Annotated in this window: 26 protein-coding genes and 1 tRNA gene; 15 read left to right on the top strand and 12 right to left on the bottom strand. The window is 63.3% G+C overall.

What is annotated here, in order from left to right; translation table 11 throughout:
- Positions 1-99 precede the first annotated feature (99 nt).
- Both ACZYTC_RS02445 and ACZYTC_RS02440 read left to right on the top strand, forming a co-directional pair.
- A complete protein-coding gene (locus tag ACZYTC_RS02445; RefSeq protein ID WP_488988822.1) occupies positions 100-1,239 on the top strand; it encodes an FAD-dependent monooxygenase in 1,140 nt (379 codons plus the stop codon).
- Between the two features lie 37 nt (positions 1,240-1,276).
- The gene (locus tag ACZYTC_RS02440) at positions 1,277-1,948 is read left to right on the top strand and encodes a DUF4386 family protein (RefSeq protein WP_434957597.1); all 672 of its coding nucleotides are present in this window, start codon (positions 1,277-1,279) and stop codon (positions 1,946-1,948) included.
- On the opposite strand, the gene ACZYTC_RS02435 is transcribed toward ACZYTC_RS02440, so the two are convergent.
- Both ACZYTC_RS02435 and ACZYTC_RS02430 read right to left on the bottom strand, forming a co-directional pair.
- Positions 1,927-2,781: a hypothetical protein gene (locus tag ACZYTC_RS02435; protein WP_434957598.1), complete on the bottom strand. Its 855-nt coding sequence runs from the start codon at positions 2,779-2,781 to the stop codon at positions 1,927-1,929. The genes ACZYTC_RS02440 and ACZYTC_RS02435 overlap by 22 nt on opposite strands.
- A gap of 3 nt (positions 2,782-2,784) precedes the next feature.
- A complete protein-coding gene (locus tag ACZYTC_RS02430) occupies positions 2,785-3,921 on the bottom strand; it encodes a radical SAM protein (protein WP_454815281.1) in 1,137 nt (378 codons plus the stop codon).
- Between the two features lie 654 nt (positions 3,922-4,575).
- Here ACZYTC_RS02430 and ACZYTC_RS02425 point away from each other — a divergent pair.
- The 3 genes from ACZYTC_RS02425 (at position 4,576) to ACZYTC_RS02415 (ending at position 7,578) form a co-directional block, all read left to right on the top strand.
- Entirely contained in the window at positions 4,576-5,799 is a 1,224-nt protein-coding gene (locus tag ACZYTC_RS02425) for an aminotransferase-like domain-containing protein (protein ID WP_488989971.1), read from the top strand.
- Between the two features lie 80 nt (positions 5,800-5,879).
- Complete coding sequence (locus ACZYTC_RS02420; RefSeq protein ID WP_488988821.1) at positions 5,880-6,371, top strand: hypothetical protein; 492 nt, start codon at positions 5,880-5,882, stop codon at positions 6,369-6,371.
- A 265-nt stretch (positions 6,372-6,636) separates the two neighbouring features.
- Positions 6,637-7,578 carry a substrate-binding domain-containing protein gene (locus tag ACZYTC_RS02415; RefSeq protein ID WP_488989970.1) on the top strand — a complete coding sequence of 314 codons (942 nt, stop codon included), beginning with the start codon at positions 6,637-6,639 and terminating at the stop codon, positions 7,576-7,578.
- Positions 7,579-7,669: 91 nt separating this feature from the next.
- On the opposite strand, the gene ACZYTC_RS02410 is transcribed toward ACZYTC_RS02415, so the two are convergent.
- Positions 7,670-7,744, bottom strand: a tRNA-Gly gene (locus ACZYTC_RS02410).
- Between the two features lie 222 nt (positions 7,745-7,966).
- Here ACZYTC_RS02410 and ACZYTC_RS02405 point away from each other — a divergent pair.
- Positions 7,967-9,574 (top strand): peptide chain release factor 3, encoded by a 1,608-nt coding sequence (locus ACZYTC_RS02405; protein ID WP_434957668.1) that lies wholly within the window; start codon positions 7,967-7,969, stop codon positions 9,572-9,574.
- A gap of 174 nt (positions 9,575-9,748) precedes the next feature.
- On the opposite strand, the gene ACZYTC_RS02400 is transcribed toward ACZYTC_RS02405, so the two are convergent.
- Positions 9,749-10,813 (bottom strand): alkene reductase, encoded by a 1,065-nt coding sequence (locus ACZYTC_RS02400; protein ID WP_441770410.1) that lies wholly within the window; start codon positions 10,811-10,813, stop codon positions 9,749-9,751.
- A gap of 144 nt (positions 10,814-10,957) precedes the next feature.
- Between ACZYTC_RS02400 and ACZYTC_RS02395 the strand changes: the two genes are divergently transcribed.
- Positions 10,958-11,257, top strand: a complete 300-nt coding sequence (locus ACZYTC_RS02395; RefSeq protein ID WP_441770409.1) for an ArsR/SmtB family transcription factor — start codon at positions 10,958-10,960, stop codon at positions 11,255-11,257.
- Between the two features lie 253 nt (positions 11,258-11,510).
- Here ACZYTC_RS02395 and ftrA read toward each other — a convergent pair whose 3' ends face one another.
- From ftrA to ACZYTC_RS02375, 4 genes are all read right to left on the bottom strand, one after another.
- Entirely contained in the window at positions 11,511-12,509 is a 999-nt protein-coding gene (gene ftrA / locus ACZYTC_RS02390) for a transcriptional regulator FtrA (protein ID WP_488989969.1), read from the bottom strand.
- Positions 12,510-12,638: 129 nt separating this feature from the next.
- Positions 12,639-13,493, bottom strand: coding sequence for an amino acid ABC transporter permease (locus ACZYTC_RS02385; RefSeq protein ID WP_434957671.1), 855 nt, complete (start codon positions 13,491-13,493; stop codon positions 12,639-12,641).
- Positions 13,494-13,612: 119 nt separating this feature from the next.
- The gene (locus ACZYTC_RS02380; protein ID WP_441770407.1) at positions 13,613-14,425 is read right to left on the bottom strand and encodes a transporter substrate-binding domain-containing protein; all 813 of its coding nucleotides are present in this window, start codon (positions 14,423-14,425) and stop codon (positions 13,613-13,615) included.
- Between the two features lie 235 nt (positions 14,426-14,660).
- Entirely contained in the window at positions 14,661-15,641 is a 981-nt protein-coding gene (locus tag ACZYTC_RS02375) for a lytic murein transglycosylase (protein WP_434957673.1), read from the bottom strand.
- Between the two features lie 350 nt (positions 15,642-15,991).
- On the opposite strand from ACZYTC_RS02375, the gene ACZYTC_RS02370 reads away from it, so the two are divergent.
- Together ACZYTC_RS02370 and ACZYTC_RS02365 are read left to right on the top strand one after the other, a co-directional pair.
- A complete protein-coding gene (locus tag ACZYTC_RS02370; protein WP_488988820.1) occupies positions 15,992-16,930 on the top strand; it encodes a carbohydrate kinase family protein in 939 nt (312 codons plus the stop codon).
- Positions 16,927-17,826 (top strand): pseudouridine-5'-phosphate glycosidase, encoded by a 900-nt coding sequence (locus tag ACZYTC_RS02365; RefSeq protein ID WP_441770404.1) that lies wholly within the window; start codon positions 16,927-16,929, stop codon positions 17,824-17,826. The genes ACZYTC_RS02370 and ACZYTC_RS02365 overlap by 4 nt, the downstream gene beginning before the upstream one ends.
- A 379-nt stretch (positions 17,827-18,205) precedes the next feature.
- Here the strand turns inward: ACZYTC_RS02365 and ACZYTC_RS02360 are convergent, their stop codons facing one another.
- From ACZYTC_RS02360 to cysQ, 3 genes are all read right to left on the bottom strand, one after another.
- Positions 18,206-19,378: a hypothetical protein gene (locus ACZYTC_RS02360; RefSeq protein ID WP_488988819.1), complete on the bottom strand. Its 1,173-nt coding sequence runs from the start codon at positions 19,376-19,378 to the stop codon at positions 18,206-18,208.
- 222 nt (positions 19,379-19,600) lie between these two features.
- The gene (locus ACZYTC_RS02355) at positions 19,601-20,194 is read right to left on the bottom strand and encodes a DUF1134 domain-containing protein (protein ID WP_068286233.1); all 594 of its coding nucleotides are present in this window, start codon (positions 20,192-20,194) and stop codon (positions 19,601-19,603) included.
- A gap of 369 nt (positions 20,195-20,563) precedes the next feature.
- A complete protein-coding gene (gene cysQ / locus ACZYTC_RS02350; RefSeq protein WP_441770402.1) occupies positions 20,564-21,370 on the bottom strand; it encodes a 3'(2'),5'-bisphosphate nucleotidase CysQ in 807 nt (268 codons plus the stop codon).
- Positions 21,371-21,711: 341 nt separating this feature from the next.
- Between cysQ and chpT the strand changes: the two genes are divergently transcribed.
- The 3 genes from chpT to ACZYTC_RS02335 are packed head-to-tail and all read left to right on the top strand — an operon-like array spanning position 21,712 to position 23,110.
- Positions 21,712-22,356, top strand: a complete 645-nt coding sequence (chpT, locus tag ACZYTC_RS02345; protein WP_454815301.1) for a histidine phosphotransferase ChpT — start codon at positions 21,712-21,714, stop codon at positions 22,354-22,356.
- Positions 22,357-22,366: 10 nt separating this feature from the next.
- A complete protein-coding gene (locus tag ACZYTC_RS02340; RefSeq protein ID WP_454815303.1) occupies positions 22,367-22,747 on the top strand; it encodes a RidA family protein in 381 nt (126 codons plus the stop codon).
- A gap of 54 nt (positions 22,748-22,801) precedes the next feature.
- Positions 22,802-23,110: a hypothetical protein gene (locus ACZYTC_RS02335; RefSeq protein ID WP_434957680.1), complete on the top strand. Its 309-nt coding sequence runs from the start codon at positions 22,802-22,804 to the stop codon at positions 23,108-23,110.
- A 72-nt stretch (positions 23,111-23,182) separates the two neighbouring features.
- On the opposite strand, the gene fliJ is transcribed toward ACZYTC_RS02335, so the two are convergent.
- Entirely contained in the window at positions 23,183-23,542 is a 360-nt protein-coding gene (gene fliJ / locus ACZYTC_RS02330; RefSeq protein ID WP_434957681.1) for a flagellar export protein FliJ, read from the bottom strand.
- An 851-nt stretch (positions 23,543-24,393) separates the two neighbouring features.
- On the opposite strand from fliJ, the gene ctrA reads away from it, so the two are divergent.
- The 3 genes from ctrA (at position 24,394) to ACZYTC_RS02315 (ending at position 26,737) form a co-directional block, all read left to right on the top strand.
- Positions 24,394-25,095, top strand: coding sequence for a response regulator transcription factor CtrA (ctrA, locus tag ACZYTC_RS02325; protein WP_434957682.1), 702 nt, complete (start codon positions 24,394-24,396; stop codon positions 25,093-25,095).
- Between the two features lie 167 nt (positions 25,096-25,262).
- A complete protein-coding gene (locus ACZYTC_RS02320) occupies positions 25,263-26,045 on the top strand; it encodes a 5'-methylthioadenosine/adenosylhomocysteine nucleosidase (protein WP_441770401.1) in 783 nt (260 codons plus the stop codon).
- A gap of 95 nt (positions 26,046-26,140) precedes the next feature.
- Positions 26,141-26,737: a hypothetical protein gene (locus ACZYTC_RS02315; protein WP_434957684.1), complete on the top strand. Its 597-nt coding sequence runs from the start codon at positions 26,141-26,143 to the stop codon at positions 26,735-26,737.
- Positions 26,738-26,799 lie beyond the last annotated feature (62 nt).

The following is a 26,799-nucleotide window of genomic DNA, read 5'->3' as shown; positions in this document are numbered from 1 at the left end:
CATCACCACCCCTTTTTCCGTTTTACAGCCGCCCGCGCCCATACGACAATCAACCCCGTTCAGGCCTGCGGACACCCGGTTCGAACGGATCATACAAACATGTCGGGATTTCCCGAAGTCATCATCATCGGTGGGGGCATAGGCGGACTGGCCGTCGCCAACGCCTTGACGCAGGCGGGAATGAGCTGGGAGATTCACGAGCGGTCGCCACACATCGGAATGGGCGGCACCGGCCTGACATTGTGGCCCAACGCGCTCAGGGCGCTCGGTCGGCTCGGCCTCGACCGCGGCGTCCAGACCTTGGCCGACCCGCTGGAGTTGGGCGAGATCTATGACTGGCGGCAAAGACCATTGAAAACCATCCCGCTGACGCCGGTGCGCGAGCGTAGCGGCCTGCCTCTGCTCTGCCTGCGCCGGGTCGACCTCTATGCCGAATTGTTGCGTCCGCTCGATCCAGCGAGGATCCATACGGGCAGCCGCTGCGTCCGCTATCAGCGTCAGGCCGAGGGCGCTAGCCTGACCTTCGAGGACGGTTCGGCACGTCGCGCTACCCTGGTGGTGGCGGCCGACGGCGTGCGATCCTTCCTGCGCGATGCCATGATCGGCTTCTCGCCGCTGCGCTATGTCGGCTGGATGACCTGGCGCGGCGTCGCCAAACTGCCTGCCGGCACCTTCCCGAAGGGCCGCTACCGCGAGTTCTTCGGCCGCGGCAGCCGCTTCGGCGTATTCTGGATCCGCGACGACTATGTCTATTGGTACGGCACGCTGAACAGCGCCGTGCACGACAAGCCTGCCATCCATCCCGCGCACAAGGCCGAGGCCCTGGCGCATTTCGCGGACTGGCCGCCCCTCGCCCATAGCGTGATCGGCGCGACCGATCCGGAGGATCTGGTGCGAACCGGCGTCTATGACACCCTGCCGCTCCCCCGCTGGACCGACGGTGCCCTCGCTTTGCTCGGCGATGCCGCTCACCCGATGACGCCCGATCTCGGCCAGGGCGCCTGCCAGGCCATCGAGGACGCCCTGGCCCTGGTGCACTGCATCAAAGCCGGCTCGGAGCTTTCGGCGGCCTTGTCGACCTACCAGGGTATCGGGCTGGCGCGCACCTCGCCCCTCGTCGCGCGCTCGCGCAAGATAGGCAAGATGCGGCAATGGCAGACGCCGGTGACGGCCACACTGCGCAACACCATCATGCGACTGATGCCGCAAGGCGCCATCCTCAAACTGTTCGAAACCTGATGGCCGATGGCGGTAACAATCGAACAGGGGCACTCGGATGAATAGAACCGCCAGCATCGTGTGCCTCATCTGCGCCCTCAGCTATGCGGCGACCGGCGCCACCTTCTTTCTCGATCCGACCTCGCAATTCAAGACCGGCACGCTGGAGTACTGGAATGCGCTGGCAGGGGCGCCGTTCGGGCGCCAGGCCTTCCTGATGGCCTTCGCCCTGGCCGGTCTCACCGCTTTCTGCGCCATGAGCGAAGTGCAGCGCCTGATAGGCCCGGCGAGCGGCCTCGCCCGGCTCGCAGCCTCGCTCGGCCAGCTCGGCTTCGGTGTCACCGCCATCAGCTATGTCCGCCTGCTCGGCGGCGAGGCCCAGCGCGCCCAGGCCTTCGCAGCAGGTACGGATGCCGTGAGGCAGTCGATCACCTCCTTCTCACTCGTCCTCGATCCGCAAGGCTGGCTGATCTTCTTCCTGAGTGGCGTAAGCCTCCTGCTGTTCGGTGCTCTGGGCTGGCGGCTCGGCACGATCCCCAAGGTCCTGGCCCTGCTCGGCATGGCCGGCGGCCTGCTCTATGTCGTCGCCTTCATCGCACGCGCCAACCAGCAGATGCTGATCGTCGATGTCGCCGCAGGCCTCGGTGGCGTCATCATCGGCCCGCTTTGGTGGGCCGGCCTTTCCCTGCGCTTCCTCAGATCCGGCGATCAGGCCTCGGCGAGGCGGTAGGGCTCAAGGCCCTCGCGTTCGACCTTGCGCTGCCACTCCCTGAGGGCGCGCACATGGTAGAACGGAACGTGGCGGGACCAGATGTCGCGCCAGCGCGTAAACACCGGCCTTATGCCCCTGATTGCCCGCAGTACCGGCTCGTCACCAACCTTGTCCCATTGCCGGGACACGGTGCAGAAGCCGCCATGGGTGCAAAGCGCCAGATTGAACAGGAGGCGGTAGAGCGGCCTCGGCAGAAGACGGCCGAGATGTCGGCGCCAGGTCGGGCCGGCGTCCACTTCTGTCCCGTCGGCGAAATCGGTCAGCAGCACTTCCGCCTCGACCCGGATCCGAGCCAGGCGCGCGATGCGGACGACGAAACCCACGCAGCTCTGGTCGAGCAGATCGAAGCTGAGTTCACCCTCGCCCTTGCCGCGCTGGAGCGCCTCGATGCTGGCGCAGATGCCCGCGAAGGCCGGCCGGGACAGGATGACGCGCGTGATCAGCGGGTTCCAGGCGACACGGTCATATTTGTCCGGCAGCAGCAGCATGCCGGGCATGCGCAGGCCAGGGAAATCATCCGGCTCGATACCGGTGCTCTCATCAGGAAAGAAGCCGATAGGGCGAACACCGCCCTCTTCATCCACGAGCCGAACGAAAGCATGGCCGTGATTGCTCACCAGTCCCGGCACCTCCGACTTGCAGACGGAGACGATCTCCAGGACCGGTGTTTCAGGGCGTTCGGCCTCGGCCAGCCAGCGCACGGGTCGAAGCTCCGTCCACAGGGCCCGCTCGTCGATCGGGCCCCGCTTGCGGAGATCCAGGCGATCGGCCTTGCGCTGCCGGCAAAGCATGGTTCATTCCGCGGCCACTGCCCAATCGGCCCGCCGCAAATAGCTCCGATCGGAGACGACATGCAGGTTGCGCGCCTCGAAGCCGGCCACGAACTCCTCGTGGCTGGCGAAATAATGCATGAACTGCTCGCCCGACATCACCTCCTCGAAGGTCGGCGTCGCCTCGGCAACGCCGCGGACCCGTTCGAACATGGTGTCGAGTTCCGCCTGCTTGAAATCGAGATAGGCGCCCGGCGAGATCTGGACCAGGGTCGAGGTGAAGCAGCACGCCGTCTCGACGCAATCGGTCTGGATATCCGGCGGCACCCGTCCATTGGCGAAGACCCAGGCCATCCGATCGGGGAAGGCCAGCAGATAGATGGCGGCGATCAGTTCGAAATTGCCCTGTGTGTCGAAATCAAACTCGCTGGCGGGCCGGTTGTCGCTCGCCTGCGTCAGGATCGGATTCCAGGCCGGCATGCCGATGATCAAGGGCTCGACCGCATCGCCATAATGCTCGATCAGCCGGCGGCCATGCAGGACGACGGACAGGATATCGGCCTCGGTGACCTTCGACAGGCCGATCATCGCCCCGAGCCCGGCCTGCAGGCCGGCACGTATGGCCAATTCCTGGGAGCGCAGCCGATGCAGGAAGCCGACGGGCTCGTCCGTCTTTTTCTGCAGACGCAATTGTTCGTCGACACCCCAGGCTTTCGGTCCGCTCGGAATATGATAGCCGTAGAGTTCGCGGTCATAGGTCTCCTGCCAGGTCAGCACGCAATCGAGCCCTTCCTGTCTGAGATCGCGATAGTGCTGCTCATGCATCGGCACGAGGCAGACCGAGACGCGCGCCTCCGGATTGACGGCCGAAGTTTCTTCCTTGAGGCCGCGCACCAGCCCCTTGAGATGCTGCTGCAACAGGGTCAGGTCGTCGCCGCCCGCGATTTCGAAATGGGAGAAGCCCTTGCGCGCCAGAATGCGTGCCTGCTCACGGATGGCGGTTTCGGTGATGGAAAGGCGCACCATTTCCTTGTTGTCGGCGCGCCAGCCGCAGAAACGGCAGGTGCTCGCGCAAAAGGACGTCACCTCGATCGGCACCATCGTCGCCACGCTCTGGCCGAAGGTTCTCTGGCGTTGCCTGCGCGCCGCCTCCACAACCATTGCACGAAGTTTCTGATCCGGATTGCGGCGTATAAGATGAAGAAGAGTGGCCGTTTCCTCAGGCAATAGGCCTGTCGACGACTCCCTATTCTCCAAGATGCCCGAGATAAGATCGACTCTATCGACCATCTCCATATCATCAGATACTTTATTTTCTTTAAATATTTCTATCGAATTGTCAAAAATAGAGAGATAGAACGAAGAAGAAATTGGATCAATCATCAGATTCCCTCCAACTTAATTCGCAGAATTAAGATAAAATCATGAATTCGCGCGACATGCAATGTCCTCTTAATGTTGTTTTTAGCGCCAACTAGTGTTATCGCGCTAGTAAAACAAGGATAATAGTACCAGTACAGCCTTTCCATGCCGCGGTTCGGCCGGCCCGAAATCTGAAACTGACCCATGATCCCGACAGAAACCCATTCGACGGATCTGGTAGGTGATCGACCGCCTCCTTCACGCATGGTGCCGACCTGCCTCGTGCAACAAGTGAAAAAATACGTCAGCATTGTTGACATATTTTTTCACAAGGAGGATGCTGCACGCAACATGAGCATCGCGCCCTGAAAACGGGCAGGCTTTTTCCAATTGGAGGCGATGCCGTGGTTGTGTGGCGGCATGCGTCTTGCTGCCGTTTGTCAGGAGAACAGGATCTTGGACTGGGAAGCGATCTTCGCCACGCGGGCGGGACGGATGCGTGCCTCGGAAATCCGCGAACTTTTGAAACTGCTGGAACAGCCGGACATCATTTCCTTCGCCGGCGGCATTCCCGACCCCGCCCTGTTTCCGAGCGAGGCCTTCCGGACGGCCTATGCCAGCGTGCTCGGCGATGCCAGCGCAGGCGCGGCACTGCAATATTCCACCAGCGAGGGCTTCCCGCCCTTGCGCGACTGGGTGGTCAGGCAGATGCAGCGTATCGGTGTTACCTGTGGGCCGGACAACATCCTCATCACCTCCGGTTCTCAGCAGGCGCTCGATTATCTCGGCAAGCTGCTCATCTCGCCCGGCGATACCGCCCTTGTCACCTGGCCGACCTACCTCGGCGCTCTGCAGGCCTTCAACGCCTATGAGCCGCGCTATGACAGGCTGGCGCCGGTGGAAGGCAACATGACCCCTTCCGCCTATGCCGACGCCGCCGCGAAGGCCGGTGGCCGGGTGAAATTCGCCTATCTGACGCCGGATTTCGCCAATCCGACCGGCGAGACGCTGGACCAGGCCGGGCGCGAACGCGTGCTCGATCTCGCCCGCGAACTCGACATCGTGGTGATCGAGGACACGGCCTATCAATCCCTGCGCTATGACGGCGCCGATGTGCCGTCGATCCTGGCGCTCGACATTGCCCGCGAGGGCCATATCGACGCCACCCGTACCATCTCCTGCGGCAGCTTCTCCAAGACGCTGGCGCCGGGCCTGCGCATGGGCTGGATCTGCGCCGCCGCCGGTGTAATCAAGAAGCTGGTGCTGATGAAACAGGCTTCCGACCTGCACAGCCCCACCATCAACCAGATGGCGATGCACCATGTGGCAGAACATGCCTTCCCCGCCCAGGTCGAGAAGATCCGCGGCGCCTATCGCCATCGGCGCGACCGCATGCTGGCGGCCCTCGAACGCCACATGCCTGAGGGCGTGCGCTGGTCGCGCCCCGAAGGCGGCATGTTCGTGTGGGTGACGCTGCCCGACGGCATGGACGGCGCCCGCCTCCTGGCCCGCGCCATCGAGACCGCCCGCATCGCCTTCGTGCCGGGCCAGGCCTTCCACGCCGACGGCTCGGGCGCCAACACGATCAGGCTGAGCTTCTCGCTGGCCAATGACGCTGCGATCGACCAGGGCATCGAGCGGCTCGGCCGCGTCATTCGCGAAGCTGGCGCGGCCTGATCGCAGCGACCCTGTTTCCTCTGTCCCTCGCTCCGGAATGTGCTTAAATCCGGAGCGGGTACAGTCCACGGAACGGGATCATGACGGCAGAACCGACGAGACCGGCATTTTCCAACCGCCTGCTGGATTGGATCGGCCTCGGCCTGCTCTATGCCGTGCTCCTGGCCGTCCCGTTTTTCGGCGCGCGCTGGCTCGGCGAGATGCTGCCCTCGATCTTCCATCCGATTGGCCGCATCATCGCCAATGCCGTGGTGATGCCGTTCTTCTATCTGTGCCTGCATCTCATCCTCCGGCGCTTCGGCGCTCGGGTGCAGAACTTCATCATGCTGGTGGTGCTGATCTACGGCATCGCCACCTATATCGAACTCCAGCGCGCTTTGCGGACCGGCGACAACAATGCCTGGTTCAGCGCCTTCGTCGCCGCGGTCTATACGCTCGGCTTCGCCGCCCTCACCATCAACAGCCTGATCGCCTGGCGGCGCGAAAGGCGGGCCGAGCGCCTGGTGGCAGAGCGTGAAGAGGCAGAACAGCAAGCCGAAGCCTTCGCCAAGGCCCGGCAGATCGGACCCTGACACGGCCCCGTGCAGGCCAGGGCCAGGCGATCGCGCCGCCCTCCATCTGCTGAAGAAGGCTCGATCCCAGGCGGCCTCGGGCGATCGAAAAACCTGCCAGCACAAGAATGGTGGAATCTGCGGCATCTGGCAGCGCCCGCCGATGTAGGATGCTTCGTCGGGGATGCGCATACCAAGTCTTTCAGCCTGGTGCCGGCATCACCACAACAACGAACAATCACATCGGGAGGAAATGATGCGACTGAAAGTTCTGGCCGGACGGATGATGCGTTGGGGGCTCGGCGCCGGCGCCGCGCTGTGCATAGCGTTCTCGTCTGCGCCGTCCCCGGCCGAGGCGGCCTCCAAGACATTCTACTGGATCTCGCACGGCTCGGCCGCCGACCCCGTCTGGACCTATTTCCTGGCCGGCGCCGAGCAATGGGCCAAGGACACCGGCAACAAGGTCAACACCTCCTTCCACAATGGTGATGTCGCCTCCCAACAGGAAGCCATCCGTGCCGCCATCGCAGCCGGCGCCGACGGCATCGTCACGGCGAGCCCCGCGGCCGGCAGCCTGGTGCAGCCGGTCGAGGAGGCCAATGCCAAGAAGATCCCGGTGATCGCCTTCAACTCCGACGACAAGACCGTACGCTTTTCCACCTTCGTGGGCGGGGACAATGTCAAGGCCGGCGCCGACCATGCTCGCTACCTCGTCGACAAGGGACTGGTGAAATCGGGCGATTTCGTCTGGATGCCGGTGGAAGTGCCGGGCGCGACCTATGGCGCCGACCAGGAAAAGGGCATCGCCAGCGTGTTCAAGCCGCTGAATATCCGCTGGGAGATCACCGACGCCACGCTCGATCAGGCCGATATCATCTCCCGCATGAGCGACTACCTCACGGCCAACCGCAGCAAGATCAAGGCGATTCTCCCCCTCGGCGACCTCGTCTCCGGCAGCATCAAGCGCGTGTTCGACCAGGTCGGCGTGAAGCCGGGCGCGATTCCGGTGGTCGGCTGGGGCAATTCGCTCGATACCGCCAACGAGGTGCAGGACGGCTATGTGATGGCGGCGGCCTGGCAGGACCCTCAGGCCCAGAGCTATCTCGCCCTCTCGCTCGCCGCGATGCAGGCCGGCGGAATCAAGCCCGGCTTCGACATCACCACAGGCTCCATGTACGAAAAGGACAAGGCCGCCGACTTCATCGCCCTGATGGGCGGCAAGAAGTAGGAAGTCATGGAACAGCTGGCCAGCCATTGGCCCGAAAAGCAAAAAGCGGCCCCGAAGGACCGCTTTTTTGTTGTTTCCCCGAAGGGTCCACTGGAGCGGGAGAAGGGATTCGAACCCTCGACCCCAACCTTGGCAAGGTTGTGCTCTACCCCTGAGCTACTCCCGCATCCGTGGGCCGCAGATGCTCGTTGCATCGGCGTGGGCGCTCTATGCCAAAGCCCGTGACGGATTGCAACAGGCAAGTTTCAGTTTTTTTGCATTGCGTGATCAATCCACAGGCCGCGCTTATATCGCCGGGGGTGACGCGAGCCCCGTTTCGTGCCAAAAGCGCGCCAATTCCCGATGATCGCCCCCGCTTCTGGGCCTCAAACTTTTCTGCGGTTCCGCCTTGAACGATCTGTCACACACTTCGGCCATCACCCCGCTCGCCCGCGAAGTCGAGCGGCGGCGCACCTTCGCCATCATTTCCCACCCGGACGCCGGCAAGACCACGCTGACGGAAAAGCTGCTGTTGTTCGGCGGGGCGATTCAGCTGGCCGGCCAGGTCAAGGCCAAGGCAGAAAAGCGCAATACCCGCTCGGACTGGATGTCGATCGAGCGCGAGCGCGGCATTTCGGTGGTCACCTCGGTGATGACCTTCGAATATGAGGGCCTCGTCTTCAACCTGCTCGACACGCCGGGCCATGAGGACTTCTCGGAAGATACCTATCGCACGCTCACTGCCGTCGATTCTGCGGTGATGGTGATCGACGCGGCCAAGGGCATCGAGGCGCGCACGCGCAAATTGTTCGAGGTCTGCCGCCTGCGCGACATTCCCATCGTCACCTTCATCAACAAGATGGACCGCGAGGGGCGCGACCCCTTCGAACTGCTCGACGAGATCGAGAAGACGCTGGCCCTCTCCACCGTGCCGATGACCTGGCCACTCGGCCGCGGCCGCGACTTCGCCGGGACCTATGATCTCGCAGCCAGCCATGTCCGACTGCTCGACAAGGACACCGCGCCGATTCCAGTCGAGGCTGGCGATGCGGCCGCCCTCGCCCGCGCCGTGCCTTCCATCGACGCCGAAGCAGCCTCCGAGGAGATCGCGCTGGTCCAGGAAGCCTGCGGCGAGTTCGATCTCGCCGCCTTCCGCGAAGGCCATATGACGCCGGTGTTCTTCGGCTCGGCCATCAAGAATTTCGGCGTGGGCGACCTGCTCAAGGGCCTGGGCGATTACGCGCCCCAGCCGCGCGACCAGGAGGCGGCCACCCGCATGGTCGAGGCGACGGAGGACAATTTGTCCGCCTTCGTCTTCAAGATCCAGGCCAACATGGATCCCAATCACCGTGACCGCATCGCCTTCGTACGGCTGTGCTCGGGCAAGCTGACGCGCGGCATGAAGGTGAAGCAGGTGCGTACCGGCAAGTCGATGAGCCTCAACGCGCCACAATTCTTCTTCGCCCAGGATCGCGCTCTGGCCGAGGAAGCCTATGCGGGCGATGTGGTCGGCATTCCCAACCACGGTGCCCTGCGCATAGGCGACACGCTCACCGAGCGCGAAGAGATCGCCTTCCTCGGCGTACCCAGCTTCGCCCCGGAAATCCTGCGCCGGGTGCGCCTGCCCGACGCCATGAAGGCCAAGAAGCTCAAGGACGCCCTGCAGGACCTCGCTGAGGAAGGCGTGGTGCAGGTGTTCCGTCCGCGCGACGGCTCCCCTGCCCTGGTCGGCGTGGTCGGCGCCCTGCAGCTCGACGTGCTGCAGGGTCGGCTCGCCGCCGAGTACGGGCTGGAGATCCGCTTCGAGCCCTCCGAATTCGCGCTGGCGCGCTGGGTTTCGGCACCGACGAAGCAAGAGCTCGACAGTTTCCTCACTTCCCACAACTTCTCGATCGCCGACGATCTCGACGGCGATCCGGTGTTCATGGCCAAATCCGCCTTCGACCTGCGCTATCAGGGCGAAAGGTCACCGGCCATCGTCTTCGCCGACATCAAGGACGTGAAGAAGGCTAAGTAAAGGAACGCGGAGATCCTAGAGCAAAGCGCGTTTAGACGGAAACGCTGTTCTTGGTGATTCCACCAAATCGCAAAACGCTTTAGCGACATGCCTGCATGTCGCGATGTCCGCTCTTGGAAACGCTGCGCGTGCAGGACAGGAAGAGCGGACTGGAAGTCCGCGCTCCCAGGAGGGTCACGCCGGCACTTCTTCCAGCGCCGGATAGTCCGTATAGCCCTCGGCGCCCTTGGCATAGAAGGTCGCGGCATTCCACGGGGTGAGTGGTGCGCCGAGCGACAGGCGCTTGGGCAGGTCCGGATTGGAGATGAAGAGCTTGCCGAAAGCCGCCGCATCGGCTGCGCCGCTCTCGACCAGGGCCTCCGCATCTGCGGCCGTCAATTTTTCGTTGGCGATGAAGACGCCCTTGAAATTGCTGCGGATCACCGGAGCAACGCTGGAACCATCGGCGTATTCGCGAGCGCAGATGAAGGCGATCCCGCGGGCGTCCAATTGCCGGGCGACATAGCCGAACAGGGCCGGCGCGTCGGAATCGCCCATCGAATGCGAATCGCCGCGCGGGGCGAGATGCATGCCAACCCGGTCGGCACCCCAAACCGAAATCACCGCGTCGGTGACCTCGAGCATCAGCCGCGCCCGGTTCTCGATCGAGCCGCCATAGGCGTCGGTGCGCTTGTTGGTGGAATCCTGCAGGAATTGGTCGAGCAGATAGCCGTTGGCGCCGTGGATCTCGACGCCGTCGAAGCCGGCCTCCTTGGCATTGGCAGCGCCCTGGCGATAGGCCTCAACGATAGCGGGGATCTCGTCGAGTTCGAGTGCACGCGGCGTGACATAGGGCTTTTCGGGCTTGATGAGGCTGACATGGCCTGCAGGCGCGATGGCGCTCGGCGCTACCGGCAGGGCCCCGTCGAGATAGACAGGATCGGAAATGCGACCGACATGCCAAAGCTGCAGGGCGATGCGCCCGCCGGCCTCGTGCACGGCCTTGGTGATGACCCTCCAGCCCTCGACCTGCTCCCGCGACCAGATACCGGGGGTATCGGGATAGCCCACGCCCATCGGCGTGACGGCGGTGGCTTCGGTCAGGATCAGGCCGGCCGAGGCGCGTTGGACATAGTAATCGCGCATCAGCGTGTTGGGCACGCGGCCTGCGCTGGCGCGGGTGCGGGTCAACGGGGCCATGACGACGCGGTTGGGCAGGTCGAGCGCGCCGATACGAATGGGATCAAGTAAGGAGGGCATTGGAAGAACCTTGTTCCAAATGGCTTTTCTGGGTGATCGATTGACACTCCTGCACCTGGCTTACACAGACTTAACTGGTGGTCGGCTCGCCGAGGCGTTAAAGTTTCAAAGTTCGATGTTCGTCGAATATAGGTAGAAGAAGCCATGAAGCAACACCCTCACCCCGATGTGAACAACATCAATCTGATCGGCGTTCTGGCCGCCCTCGGTGATCCGGTGCGGCTGCACATCGTCACCACGCTGCTCGCGGAGGGCGAGAAGGGATCGACGGAATTCGATTGCCAGGTCGCCAATTCGACGCTGAGCCATCACATCAAACAGTTGCGCGAGGCCGGCATCGTCAGCCACCGCAAGGAAGGCACGCGCTGCTTCGTGGCCCTGCGTCCGGACGTCGAGGACAAATTCCCGGGTTTGCTGCAATCCGTGCTGAAATTTGCCGACTAAACTTCTTAGATCGCAGGCTTTCAGCCCATAGGCGCTCACTTTGTGGAACTCGGTGCTTATCTGGTGGGTCGATCTCCAGATCGACCATCTTGGAAGCGCTGTGCTTGCCGGCAGGAAGATGCCGATCTGGAGATCGGCACACCTCGTTTCAGGCGCCTCCACTCGCAAAGTTAGCGCCTATGGGCTTCCAGCCTGCCTTGGACAAGCTCCGGCTAGGAAGAAGCAGGCTGGAAGCCTGCAATCTCAGGAAGAGCTACCCGCCGTAAAAGCGCGCCCGATAGGCCGCAGGACTGACGCCCACGCGACGCCGGAAATGATGGCGCATCGTCTCCAGCGAATTGAAGCCGCAGCTTGCGGCAACGTCACCGAGCGAGGCGCCGAGATTGCGCTCGAGCTGTTCCCGAGCCAGCCGCACGCGCTCGGCCACCAGCCATTCTCCCGGCGGCAACCCCGTCGTCTCCTCGAAACGGCGCTGGAAGGTGCGCTGGCTCATGCCGGAACGAGCGGCAATCGCCTCGATACGATGGGGGAGGGCCAAATTCTGCCGCAGCCAGTCGATCAACGGGGCGAGTCGGGCGGACTCGCGCTCGCGTGGCACCGGCCGTTCGATGAACTGGGCCTGGCCGCCATCGCGATGCGGGGGCACCACCAGCCGGCGCGCCACGGTGTTGGCGGCATCCGGCCCGAAGTCCCGCCGGATCACATGCAGGCACAGATCCAGCGCCGCCGCGCTGCCGGCAGCGGTGAGCACGTCGCCGAGGTCGACATAGAGTCGGTCCGGGTCGAGCACGATACTGGAATGGCGAGCGCCGATATCAGCCGCATAGCGCCAATGCGTGGTCGCCTCCCGGCCATCGAGCAGGCCGCAGGCGGCGAGCACGGCGATACCGGAACACAGCGACATCAGGCGGGCACCGCGCCGATGCACGGATTTGAGACAGGCGATCAGATCCGCCGGCACCGGCGTGTCGATACCACGCCAGCCCGGCACGATGACGAGATCGGCCTCGTCCAGCAGTTCCAGGCCGGCATGCGGTTCCACCGTCAGCCCGCCTGCCGCCCGCAACGGGCCGGGCTCGATGGCGCAGGTGGCATAGCGATACCAGGAAGGCCCCATCTCGGGGCGCGGCAGGCCGAACACCTCATAGGTCACCCCGAACTCGAAGGTGCACAGGCCATCATAGACGAGCACGGCCACGAGGGGACCGGCGGGAGAGGAAACATCTGGCATGATCTTGACGGAATGTGCCAGTTCGGCCAGGACGGCGCAAGGGACTGTGGGTTTCCAACCTCCTTGGAGGGTCGATCTCCAGATTGACCTCTTTATCCGCACACTCAGCGTTTCCAAGAGGTCAATCTGGAGATCGACCCTCCAGTACCCCTAATCCTGCCGAACCTCGTTGCGACGCATGCGCTGCTCCAGCCGGCGCACCAGGAGGGTCAGGCCGATGGTCATCACCAGATAGAAGAAGGCCACCACCGTATAGGTCTCGAAGAAGCGGAAGGTGGAAGCGGTATAAGTTTTGCCGTTCTGGGTGATGTCGGCGATGCCGAGCACAGACACCAGCGAGGAATCCTTCAGCATGGAGACGAGGTCGTTGCCGAGCGGCGGCGTCATCGTCTTGAAGGCCTGCGGCAGCACGACCAGGCGCATGGTCTTGAAGCGCGTAAGGCCGAGGGCCTGCGCGGCTTCGAACTGTCCTGCGGGGATGGATTGGATACCGCCGCGCACGATCTCGGCGATGAAGGCCGAATAGGCCAGGGTCAGCGCGAAGATCGCCCGCCACTCGAAACTAAAATCGCGGATGGTGATCTCCGGCATGAAACCGGCGGCGATGGCTGGGCCGAACAGCGCGACATAGCCTTCGATCAGTGCCGGGCCGACCGCAAAGGCGATATAATAGAGCAGCACGATCATGGGCACGCCGCGCATGACCTCGACATAGGCCTTGAGCGCCTCCCCGAGCCAGCGCGAGTGCGACACCAGGCCCAGCGCAAGAATGGTGCCGAGAACCAATGAAGCGGCGAAGGCGATCACGGTCACCCGGATGGTGACGAAGAGCCCCTGCCCGACCACGCCGAAGATGATGCGATATTGCTCGCTGGCCAGGCCGCCGATCAGGACGGCGGCCCCGAGCACGACGAGGATCACCAGCCACCAGGGCACTTTCGACAGGAAGGAGGGCGGCGGCGGTGGCGCGTGGCGGGGCGTGCCGGCGGCGGGAGATGTCGTCATCTGCAGAAAGGAAGATCCGGAAGTGAGGCAGGCGGCCCGAGGATCGGACCGATGGGCGTTTTCGTCATCGCTTCGTTCCGCCCGCCGTGACGCCATGGCACCAGGCGGCCGACACCGGCTCAGTTCGCGGTCTTGTAGTCGAAGAACCACTTCTTATCGAGAGCCTTGGTCGTCCCGTCGGCCTTCATCGCAGCCAGGGCAGCGTTGACAGGACCGATGAGATCGGAGCCCTGCTTGAGGATGAAGCCGAACTCGTCATGCCCGAGGCCGTTGCCGACGATCTTGAAGCTGTCGGGCGAAGCGGCGATGTTGCCTTCGGCGCCGGCCTTGTCCATCAGCACCGTATCGACATCGCCCGATTTAAGCGCCTGTACCGAGGCCCCGAACGTCTCGAACAGCTTGAGGCGTGGGCTCTTGTCGTTGCCGCCAAGCAGATCGGTGACCGAGACGAAGAAATTGGTGGTGCCGGACTGGGCACCGACGAACAGCTTGTCGTCGGTTGCGAAGCCCTTGGCGTCGGTGAAGCGCTTCTCATCGGCCCGCACCAGCATGAACTGCTCGGACACCAAATAGGGGTCGGTGAAGGCGACCTGCTTCTTGCGCTCATCGGTGATGGAGATGCCGTCCATGCCGATGTCGAACTGGCCGTTCTGCACGGCCTGGATCATGGCGTCCCAGGACGAGGTCTTCCATTCGATCTTGGCATTGAGGCGCTTGCCGACCTCGTTGATCGCATCATATTCCCAGCCGATGCCCTGCCCCGTCTTCGGATCGGTAAAGTTCAGCGGAAAATAGGCGTTCTCGGTGACGGCGACGATGGTGCGGCCCTTGAGATCGGGCAGCGTCTGGGCCTCGGCCGGTCCCTGGGTCAATCCAAGGGGAACGGCCATGGCAGCGAGGGCGCCAAGGGCAAGAAAGGTGCGGCGAAGCATCGGGAAACTCCGGTGTGGCGGGCTCAAGCCGCAACCTTGCCACGCGGGTTTCATGCCGAACAGGGGATTTTCACGGTCCCACATGGAAAAGGCCGGTCTCGGGACCTAATACGGTTCACTTAAGGGACAAACGCTCCGAATTGTGATTGCCGGGTCGAGCCCGGCAATGACAAAGATCGTGCAAACTCGAAGACGCTTAAGTGAACTGCATTGGGTCTCGGGACCGGCCTTTTGGCTATTCCGCGATCTTCGTGGCCAGCAACGCCACCGTCTTGCGATAGAGCTCGCTGCCATTCCAAGCCTTGAGGGCATCGAAATTCGGCTCGCCAGGGTTCCAGCCGGCGCCGCGCTGCCAGCGGCCTGACAGGAACTTGGCCACGGAACCGATTACGTCGGCCTGGCTCTTGACCAGATCCTTATGGCCATCGCCGTCAAAATCCACCGCATGCTTGAGATAGGAAGTCGGCATGAACTGGACTTGGCCGATCTCGCCCGCCCAGGCGCCGCGCATTTCGTGCAGCGGCACGTCGCCCTTGTCGACGATGGTGAGGGCGGCAAACAATTCGGGGCGGAACCTGTCACCGCGGCGGCAATCGAAGGCGAGGGTCGCCAACGAGCGGATGCTCTCGAACTTGCCGACATTGGCACCGAAATCGGTCTCGAGCGCCCACAGGGAAGCGATGATCGGCGCCTGCACGCCATATTCGGCCTCGGCCTTGTCGAACACCGCCTGGTACTTCTTGATCACCTGCTTGCCGCGTTTGATGCGGTAGGCATTGACCATGCGGCCCGAGAATTCCTCGAAGGTCTGCGAAAAGGTCTTCCGTTGGGCGCGATCGAGCCCGATCACCTTGGGGTCGTAGCTGACGCCGTCCAGAGCCGCCATTCCCTGAGTGCCGATGCCCCTGGCCAGCGCATCCTTCTTGAAATTCTCAAGCCAGGCCGGGAAGCCGGCGGGATCGGTGGGCGTGGTGCAAACCTGGACTTGAGTCTGGGGCTGCGGCTGTGCCTGCCCCTGGGGCTGTACGGCGGGCTGCGTCCCGGATTGCGGCTGGGCTTGGGGAGCAGGTTGGGCTTGGGGAGCGGGTTGACCTTGAGGCTGCTGTTCGGCCTGAGGCTGTGGCTGGGCTTGGGGCGGCGAAGGTTGCGGCTCCGTCTGGGCCAGGGCTGGCGAGGCCATCAGCAACAGGGCAGCAAGCAGGGGGGCAGTGCGCATGAAACCATCTCGGAGGGAAGAAGAGCCACAAAAGCCAAACAAGAATGCGCAAAATGTGGCGGTTGCCGGGAAAGAGCAAGGCCTAGGCGGATTCCCTCTGGTCGAGCCCGTGGCTCGACCAGAGGGAATCCGCTGGATCTCAAACGCCTGCAGAATTTCCTGATAGTGCCCGTTCGTGGGTGCTATCAGGAAATTCTGCTCGACCGGAAGGCGCGCTTCTCATGGCTGCAATCGTGGCATGACGCAAGAGGAAAGCGGCAACCGGCGGAGCGTCGCATTGTTGCGGGCACGAATCTGTGGCACGGGAGGCGCTTTGGGGCATCTCGAAGAGCTGCCCGTCGTGAGGAAGCATGGCCTATCGTCCCGTTCTGTGTGCAGGGGGCTGCGTCATCGACCGCGTCGGCGAGACCGCCGATGCGAAGGAGCGCCTCTACACCTCGAACATCGGCACGATGCGCACCAGCCTGGGGGGCGTTGCCCGTAACGTGGCGGAGAATCTGGCGCGCCTGGGCGTCGATGTCGGCCTCATCTCGCTGGTCGGTGACGACCTGGAGGGTCGCCGAGTCATGGAGGAAAGCAGCCGGGCCGGCATCGACATGACCAGCGTCACCACTGCAAGCGGGGGGACGACCGCCTCCTACACCGCCATCTTCAGCGGCGAGGGTGAGCTGGTGATCGGCCTCGCCGACATGGCGATCTTCGACCGGATCGCGCCCGAAGCCATCGCCGCCCGGCTGGCTGCCTTCCCTTCGGATGGCTATGTGTTCGCCGATGCCAACCTGCCGCCAGCTGCATTGCAGGCCGTGGCAGAAGCCAAGGGTGCCCGTCCCCTCGCCTGCGTGCCCGTCTCGGTACAGAAACTGGCCAAGCTCGTACCCATCCTGGCTGCGATCGACATCCTCTTCCTCAATCTCTACGAGGCGCGCGCCCTGCTCGGGAGCGAGGACGAAGCGGAGGATCTGGCTGCCAGGCTCGCTGCCGGCCCGGTGCCGCGCGGACTGCTCACGCTCGGTCCCCGAGGGGCTCTCGCCTGGGAGGGGGGCAAGGTCACGCCGATCGCGGCGCTTCCCTCCCGCCCGACCAACGTCAACGGTGCCGGGGATGCGCTGGCCGGCGGCACGCTGGCGCGCCTTGCCGCCGGCGACACCTTTCTCACGGCAGCCCGTCGCGCCATGGCCGCCGCCGCCCTTACGGTCGAATCACCCCAGACTGTGCGCTCCGATCTCACCATACAGGCCGTGCTGGCCCGCCACGCCCTTTCCCATCCCCTCGAAACGATAGAGCCATGACCTCCATTACCCATTCGCCCGCCGTCGCCGCAGCCCTCCGCGAGGGCAAGCCGGTGGTTGCCCTCGAGTCCACCATCATCACCCATGGCATGCCATGGCCCCAGAATGTCGAGACAGCCCGCAAGGTCGAAGCTGCCGTCAGGGCTGGAGGCGCCGAACCGGCGACCATCGCGGTGCTGGACGGCGTCATCCATGCCGGGCTCGAGGACAGCCAGCTCGAAGCCATGGGCCAGGCCACGGGCTTCCTGAAGCTCAGCCGCGCCGATCTCGGCTATGCCGTGGCCACCAGGAAGAACGGCTCCACCACGGTGGCAGCCACCATGATCGCCGCCGACCGTGCCGGTATCCGCGTCTTCGCCACGGGCGGCATCGGCGGCGTGCACCGCGGTGTCGAGAAGACCTACGACATCTCGGCTGACCTGCAGGAACTGGCGCGCACGCCGGTCTGCGTCGTCTGCGCCGGCGCCAAGGCTATTCTCGACCTGCCCAAAACCCTGGAAACGCTGGAAACGCTCGGCGTGTCGGTTGTCGGCTACGGCTCCGACGAATTTCCCGCCTTCTGGAGCCGCAAGAGCGGCCTGGCGGCGCCGATGCGCCTCGATGATCCCGCCGACATCGCCGCCCTGATCCGCGCCCGCGCCGAATTGCGCCTCGATGGCGGCGTGCTGGTCGGCAATCCCATTCCGCTGGCCGACGAGATCGCCGCTAATGAGATCAATCCCGCCATCGAGGCGGCCGTGGACGAAGCCGATGCCATGGGCATTTCCGGCAAGGCTCTCACGCCGTTCCTGCTCTCGCGCATGCTTGACCTCACCCAGGGGCGCAGCCTGATCGCCAACATCGCCCTGGTGGAAAACAATGCGCGCCTGGCGGCGAAGATCGCCGCCGCGCTTTAAGCCGAGATCATTATACCGGGTCGCGAAAAGAGTGACTCACGGCAAGCCGATACGGGAGGCGGCATTTGGGGGGCGGGTCTGATGACCCCCCTTTCAAGATGTTGAGTTCTGAAGTCCAGATAGAGCGGTGCAACCCCTCATCCGCTTGCCAGCACCTTCTCCCACAAGGGGAGAAGGGGATCACTTTGGAAGGCGCAGCGCTCGCCGCTCGCCTTCTCCCCTTGCGGGTATCGGTCCACTCCACTTGGAGTGGACTGGGTGCCCCGAGGGGGCGGATGAGGGGTCGCAATGCCCTATCCAGCCTTCGCCGGGTTTTAGATTCGAAAGACCTTGAAAGGCGTCGGTATAACTACAAGCCGAGAATGCATGGGCAACGCCGTCAGCGGGGCGCGGCTTCCCGGCTGTCTGCAGCCTGCGGCTCGTTCGCCGCCAGATCGTTCGCCGCCTGGCGCTCCGGTCCGGGCACCACGCCGACGGCCCTGCGGGTCGCCGCCTCGCGGGCGATCTCGGCAGCGACCTGTGCCATTTCACGCCGCAGCAGGCTGTTGTCGGCTTCGATGCGCAGCCAGGATTCATGAGCCTCTTCGCGAAGAGCGGCAAGTTCGGCCTGCAAGCGAGCCCGCTCGATCTTGAGGGCACCGATTTCTTCCTCGGCCGCGCTCGGCTCCGCGCTGCGGCGCAGGCGATTGAGCTCGGCGATCAGTTCGGCCTCCCGTCCGGCCGCCAGCGCAAGCCGCGCATCGCGCTCGGCCAGCAGGGCGTCCTTGCGGCGCAGGTCTGCCTCCCAATCCGAGAACCGGACCTGACTGTCCGATTTCTCCGTTTCGGCCACCTGCCTCCTGTCGGCCATCGTCTGCAATTCGCGCTGCAACGAGGCCGTGCGCGCCTCGAGGGCGGCGATCGCAGTATCGCGCCGCATCAACTCGATGGACTGGGTGGCGAGGCGATCATCCTTGCCGGACGCCAGTTCCAGCACTTCCTGCAATTCATGCTGATGCAGAACCGCGCCATCTTCCGCCGCAGCGAGCTTGGTGCGAAGAGCGACCACTTCGATGCGCAGGCTGTCATTGCTTCCCCGCGCCGAGGCAAGTTCGCGGCCATGATCGAGCGCTTCGTCGTCGCGCAGCGCAATAGTTACCTGCGCTGCCGCCAGCTCTGCCTTGAGGGCTGCAACATCCTGCTGGGCGGCGAGCACGCCGCGCTGGGCGTTGGCAGCACCTTCTTCCATCTGGGCAAGCCTGGCAGCATCAACTCCGAGCAGGGTTTCGAGCCGGCGCAGCCTTTCGGTCTGCCGGCCATGTTCAGCCATGAGCTGATGGCGCCGGGCTCTCTCGTTCTCAACCTTCTGCTCAAGGCGGCGATGCCGTATGGCCGCTTCCGCGCGGACATGATCCTGAGCAGCCCGAACCTGCGCCATCGACAGGGGCAGCGCCGTTTCCATTTCACGGCGGATCAAGCGACGCGCACGGCCCCAGATCGCGGGCACCATGGCCAATGCGGCCAGGGCGGCGAGCGCTCCTCCCAGGAAAAAGGCAATCGCATAATCGAGCACGGCAGAGTCTCAGTACGGCGATATCTTCGCTGTACTATACGTCAATTCGACGACATTGCAGGGTGAAAACGCACAGCGTGCTTAAAATCGCACTTCGATGTCCCGTCAGCATCCATGACGTGCGGTTTGCCTAGATGATCTGATGGCAGCGCTGGCATCGGCGTTTTTCTGCCAAGATGAAAGCCAGCAACCGCCCTCAGGATCCCGCAAGGTTGTGCGTGATCAGAAGGGATTCCACGTCGCGGACGGCGTGAATTTGAGATAACCCAGATTGATGCCGAGGCGGGCTCCGACGCCGGACTTGATGGGCACCACCATCATATTGCCATCGCCCAGCGCGGTCATGCCAAAGCCACCGATAATATAGGCTGAACCGGCGATTCCGGGGAAGCGGCTGTAGATCTCGTCGATCCGGTCCATATTGTAGACCAGCATCATGGTGCGCGCGCCGTCGCCGCCGAAATCCCACCCGACGGAGGGGCCCTGCCAGTAGACCTTGCGGTCGCCGACATTGCGGGTGAACATCGTGCCCTCGCCGTAGCGAAGCCCTCCGATGAAGGCGCCCGAGCCTTCCTGGCCGAGGATGTAGCCGTTGGGCTCACCCCAGCGCGCCACGGCCTTCTGAATGGTGAGCGCCAGGTCCCTCGACACGGTGCCGAAGAAACGATGGCCTGAATTGACGAGTTCGTTGGAGGAGATGCGCTCCGGCCGCTCCGACTGCGCAAGCGCCAGAGACGGGGAGACGAAGCCGGTCGCGGACAGAGCCATGCCGGCCATCATGGTAAGAGCCTTGCGGCGGGGAAGAATATCGTTCATCGCGAGCCTCGTTGGCTGAGGGTCTGGCCTCTGTGAGCCCTATTTTGTGGCCCATCAGCGTTAACAAATTGCTTCCAAGGGCAAAGTGCGTCTGCAAGGCAGCGCTGCCTTGCCCTCGTTCTTCGTTTCGACGCGTCCGCGCGGGTCCCGGTGAGGCCACCAGATCGCAGGAGGCTTTGGCGATACGACCATGCGATTCCAACAGGCAAAACGACCGGAAGCATGGCTAGATTTACGCAGGATTGAGGCAAGGAGGCCTGCAGGATTGCACCGACCCGGGATCGAGCGGGGCCGCCGCAAGGGCTCGACCGTGGCTATTTACGGGGAGCGAGCTTATTTGCCAGGAGTGTCTTGCTTGGGAGGCGTGTCTTATTTGCGGGGAGTATCTTGGCCCCAGGCCACGAAGGCGACATTGCGGAAGCCGGCCTCGGTCTTGCCATAGAGAAAATCTTCGCCATCGGGCATCAGAACCTGCCCCCCAGCAGCGGAGAGCACGGCATGGCCGGCGGCGACATCCCATTCCATGGTCGGCCCGAAGCGCGGATAGACATCGGCGACGCCTTCCGCAACCCGGCAGAACTTCAGCGATGACCCCGCCTCGCGCCGGTCGGCAATGGGGTATTCAGCCAGAAAAGCCTCGCTCTTGGCGTCAGGATGCGAACGGCTGCACAGGGCCGTCAGTCCTTCGGCCGGGTAGGCCCGCGTGGAGATCGACTCTTCGACGCCGTCCTGCACGCGCCACGCCGTGTCGCCGCCAGCGTAAAGCGTATCCACAGCCGGCGCGAACACGCAGCCCGCCACCGGCCTGCCATCTTCGATCAGGGCGATGTTGACGGTGAACTCGCCGTTGCGGTGAAGGAATTCCTTGGTGCCATCAAGCGGGTCGACCAGGATGAAGCGGGTTCCGACCTCGGGAATTACGCCCTTGGCCGCGCACTCTTCCGCCACCACCGGCACATCAGGCATCACATCCGCCAGCCTTCGCAGGATGATCGCCTCGGCCAGTTCGTCGGCCTCCGTCACGGGCGAGCGGTCATCCTTGATGCGGGCCGTGCATTCCTTGGCATAGACCTGCATGATGGCGACGCCCGCTTCACGGGCAATGTCGGCAAAGACACGCGCAATAGCATCGGGCGTGGAAGCGAGCGGGGACGAGGACTGAGCGGTCTGGTTCAAAGGGGCCTCCGATAACAGGGCCTGTTTAGTCTCATGGACACCATGCCGCAAGAATATTGGGTCTGCCTTGCCTTTCCGCATCCCTTCGAGATCGCGCTCCTGGGTTGTACAAAGCGCGGAACGGAACGGCGGTATGCCCAGGCAGAGTCTCCCGATATCGCCCGTAAACGGGCGATATCGGGAAGCACGGCAACCGTTTGAGATTGTGCCGATTCCCCCTGATCGAGCCTGGCTCGATCAGGGGGAATCGGCTTAGCGCCTTCACATCCCGTGCGGCAGAGTCTATCTGAAAACCTTATTTCCGAGACCTGATTCTCTCTTGATTTACCCTGGGTGCTGCGATGACCGCTGGTTTTCAACTCGATGCGCTTGATCTGGCCGCCCTGCTCTGCTCTCGCGTGTGCCATGATGTGATCAATCCGGTCGGCGCCATCGTCAACGGGCTCGAGGTCCTCGAGGACGAGGACGATGCCTCGATGAAGGCCTTCGCCCTCGACCTGATCAAGAAAAGCTCCAGGAATGCCTCGGCCCGCCTACAATTTGCACGGATCGCCTTCGGTGCCGCCGGCTCGGCCGGAGCCTCGATCGACCTCGGCGATGCCGAGAATGTGGCCAGGGGCTTCATCCAGGACGAGAAGGTGACGCTCAGCTGGTCGGCGCCGCGCCAGTTCATGCCCAAGAACAAGGTCAAGCTGCTGTTGAACCTGCTCGTGGTCTCCACCACCACCATTCCGCGCGGCGGCTCCATCAATGCCAAGGTGACGGGAGATCCCGAGGCTCCGACCTTCGAGGTGATCTCGCTCGGGGGCAATTCGCGCATTCCGCCCGGCCTGATCAACCTTCTGGCGGGCGAGCCGGAGAACGGCACGCTCGATAGCCATCTGATCCAGCCCTATTATACCGGGCTGATCGCCCGGGCCGCCGGCATGTCCGTCGCCGTCGAGACGATCGATGGCGGCGTGCGCATCGCGGCCACGCCGGTGTGAGGAAATATCCATGCCCCGCAAACTGATCTCGACCGGCTCCCCGCTCGAACGCAGCGCCGGCTATTCCCGCGCCGTGGTGCAGGGCGACTGGTGCTTCGTTTCAGGCACCACCGGCTATGATTATGCCAGCATGACGCTGCCGGAAGATGTCGCCGCCCAGACCGAAAACACGTTGGCGACCATCGAAAAGGCGCTGGCCGAGGGCGGCTTTGCCATGAGCGAGGTGGTGCGCGCGACTTATTATGTGACCGGCACCGAGCATGTGGAGACCGTGATGGCGGTGACTGGCCGGATCTTCGGCGAGATCAGGCCGGCAGCCACAATGCTGATCTGCGATCTCATCAAGCCAGAGATCAAGGTTGAAATCGAGGTTACGGCATTTCGCGGCTGACGCACTTTGCTCTAGGATCCCCACCGAGAAGGCCGATTGCAGGGAGTATGTCTCATGCGCAGCGTGCTGATCCGCCTGTGTCTGGCTGCGGCCCTGCTGACCGTCGGCCAGGGATGGTGGCCGGTGCTGGCGCAGGACAATCAGGCCAAACCGGCGGAGCCTCCGGCTCCTTCCCAGCCTGTTGCCCCTGACGACCGCGTGTTTTCCTTCATCGCCGGTCACCCCGATTGTACTGAAATCACCGATGAATGCATCATTTGTGCGGTGGTGAACGGCAAGCCGATGTGCTCGACCCCGGGTATCGCCTGCGTGCGCAAGGATCTGCGCTGCACCAGTACCAAGCCGCCGACACCCAAGCAGTGAGCGGCGGCCCCGTATCATCCCGATGGTACCCAAGCCGGAGGCCGGCCGGGCCTGTACGTCCAGCGTCGGTATCTATTGAGCGGCGATGCTGCGCTCGCTTGCCTTCTCGCGGTCATCGAGCGTCTCGACCATCTTCAGATCCTCCAGGGCATCGGCGAGCGCGCTCCTGGCATCTTCCAGCTTGACCTTCAGATCATCGGCAGAGCCACGCAGATTGTCCCGACGCGCAGTCGCTGCGCGGGCATAGGTCGGATAGGCAAAATGGCTTGGATCGGTGATGCCGGCCTTGGCTTCCTCAGCCTTGATTTCGCGGTCCAGTTCGGCTGCCATGCGCTCGAACTCAGCCACCATGGTTTCGATCTGGACGACCTGGCGGCGTCTCTCGTCTGCCTGGAAGCGCTTGAGACGAATAAGGGTATCGCGCGACTTCATTACTCATTACTCCATCAGCCGCATCGGCCCGCCGCCCTATGGTGGAGGATAGGCCGCACAATCGGATCGCCAAGCCATCGGCCCGGCGAAGACCCACAGCATCCGGCATGGACGTGAATTCTTCCTTACTCGCCGCAAAAAAGCCGCGAACCAAGGCGGGACAGTCGACAGTCAAGAAAATCGTGCGCCATGATTTACCAAGTCGATACATCACTTCTCCATGCGGCGGCCGCTTTTCTTAAGATTTCTCCTGGGATCGGCCGACTGCGGAAAGACTACCGGCTCCGGTCGGCACTATGCTTCACACTGGGCAGCGACGGCAGAATTAATACTGCGTTCACTTGTTTCTAACAGCTTGAAGAAGCAAGCAGATTCGATGAAGCGGCCCCGCAATGAACCGACCAGCCTCTTTCCTCGCCGATGAAGCAGCCGCCGCTCTCGCCATGGGACGGGGCACTCGAGGAAAGCTGTTGATTCGTTCTAAATCCCTAAGAACCTGCCCCGACGGTAACCATTAATTTACCTGCCTCGTTAATGATCCCTAACAACGGTCAACGAACTCACCGCCACGTTTGTCCAAATCCTGCGGCGAATGGGTGAGTCGGTTGAATCGCTTAGGCAGGTTTCTTCATGTGAATGTTGACGCTTGCTGCTCACCGAATCTGTCTTTCAGGCAATGTGTTACAGGGAGTTTTGTACCTTGTTTTCAAGTTTCGCTTGCATGAGAGAATCACAATTTGTTAACCATGCCTGCGTAGCGTCGCGGTTGATCATCGACGAGGTGACTTCACCGTGCCGTCTGCGCATTCGCGACGGCGGTCGACCCTCCGAGGCCGCAGTGGGGGATTGAGATGCGCGTACTTCTTGTCGAAGACGATAGCGCCACGGCGCAAAGCATTGAGCTGATGCTCAAGTCAGAGAGTTTCAACGTCTATACGACGGATCTGGGCGAGGAAGGTGTCGATCTCGGCAAGTTGTACGATTACGACATCATTCTGCTCGACCTGAACCTTCCCGACATGTCGGGCTACGAGGTTCTGCGCTCCCTCAGGGTGGCCAAGGTCAAGACGCCGATCCTGATTCTATCAGGCCTTGCCGGCATCGAGGATAAGGTGAAGGGTCTCGGCTTCGGCGCCGACGACTATCTGACCAAACCTTTCCACAAGGATGAGCTGGTTGCGCGCATCCACGCCATCGTCCGCCGTTCCAAGGGCCATGCCCAGTCGGTGATCGCCACCGGCGACCTCGTGGTCAATCTCGACACCAAGACGGTCGAGGTCCATGGCTCGCGTGTGCATCTGACCGGCAAGGAATATCAGATGCTGGAGCTGCTCTCGCTGCGCAAGGGCACCACGCTGACCAAGGAGATGTTCCTCAACCATCTCTATGGCGGCATGGACGAACCCGAGCTGAAGATCATCGATGTCTTCATCTGCAAGCTGCGCAAGAAGCTCGCCAACGCCACCAACGGGTCCAATTACATCGAGACCGTCTGGGGTCGCGGCTATGTGCTGCGCGAGCCCAACGAGATCGAAGAGCGCATCGCGGTCTGACGCCGCGCCTCCCCCATGAACGAGACGAGGTGGCCGGGCTCAGTCCCGGCCTTTTCTTTTGGCAAGGCCGGCGGCCGCCTCGGAATGGCTTGACATCAAGACGATGAACGAATGGCCTATGGTGCCTGTTCCCGCCTTCGCCGAACCGCCCTCCCCCGGAAGCCCCCATGACAATCTCTTCTACCTCGCCCCTCGGCATTCTCGTCCCGCTCGCCGAGGAGGCCGAAGCGCTTTTCGCCCTGATGAAGCAGGACGGCGCCACACAGACACTGCGCATCGGCGGCAGGGATTATCACAGCGGCCATCTCTTCGGCCGTCCCTGCGTGCTGACGCTCTCGCGGGTCGGCAAGGTCGCCGCCGCCACCGCCACTGCGGGCCTCATCCATGCCTATCAGGTCGGCGCCATCCTCAATGTCGGCGTGGCCGGCGGCGCGGCCCGATCGGTGAAGGTCGGCGATATCGTGGTCGGTGATGCGATGCTCCAGCACGATCTCGACGCGAGGCCGATCTTCCCGCGCTATGAGGTACCCTTGACGGGCATGTCCCGCTTTGCCGCCGATGCCGCCATCAGCAACAGCCTGTCGCGGGCGATCGAGACCTTCCTGGCCGAGGATCTGCCGCAGCTCTCCGCCGAGATTCGCGAACGGTTCGCTCTCGCCGCCCCCCGCCTCCATCGCGGCCTGATCATCAGCGGCGACCAGTTCGTCAACGGCCATGCCGCGGTCGCAGCCCTGCGCAACGACATTCCGGACGCTTTCGCCATCGAGATGGAAAGCGGAGCGATTGGCCAGATCTGCCACGACTATGGTGTGCCCTGTGCCGTGCTGCGTACCATCTCCGACAGCGCCGACGACAATGCCCATGTCGATTTTCCGGCTTTCCTCGCCACAGTCGCCAGTTTTTACTCCCATCACATCCTGCGCCGCTTCCTGCAGCACACGGACTGGTAATCGGACCGAAGGGCCTGTGCATGCGCGCGCCTGCCGGACTGGCCGAAGCCGAACGGCATGCTATAAGGACGCCGTGCATTCAGCGGAGCGTGACGATGGTTGGCAGTCAGTATGGCGTCTGGGCGGCTCGTAGCGCCCTGTTGGCAGGTGTGGTCGCCCCGGCGCTCCTTCTCGGCGGCTGCACCAGCAGCATGATCACCGGTGTCTATGGCACGCCGACGGAAACGGCTGCGCCAACGCAGACGCAGACCGCCTCCCAAGCGCCGCTGCGGGTGGATTTCGACCCCGATACCGAATGCCCGCAGATCAACATTCCTACCGGTGCTGCGGCCTATGGCCCTCCCAGCGCGCAATTCTCGATCACCAATTTCGCCCGTGAGTGCGACCTTGCCAGCGGCAATACCGTTACCATCAAGATCGGCGTGGAGGGCCATGTCGCCTCGGCCGGGGGCGGCGGCTATTCGGCGCCGGTGCGCATCACCATCCGCGACCGCGACGAGAAGCCCGTCTACACCAAGGTGATCCGCGTCTCAGCCGCGGCGACGCCTGGCGGCGGCCCGGGCAGTTTCCGGGTGGTCGATACCTCGGCACCGATCACCATCGGCCTCGAACAGCCACTCAGTTCCTATGACATCGTGGTCGGTTTCGACGGCAAGGGCGGCACGGTCACCAAGAAAAAGCGGCGGGGCTGAGCGCCTTAAAATTCCTCAGACCTTTTCTCATCGCGCCGTATTCTGTTGGGTTGACGACAGGT

The sequence above is a fragment of the Labrys sp. F242 genome, assembly GCF_057813875.1.
The sequence above is the reverse complement of the archived record's forward strand: the minus strand, read 5'-3'. Positions and strand labels throughout refer to the sequence as shown.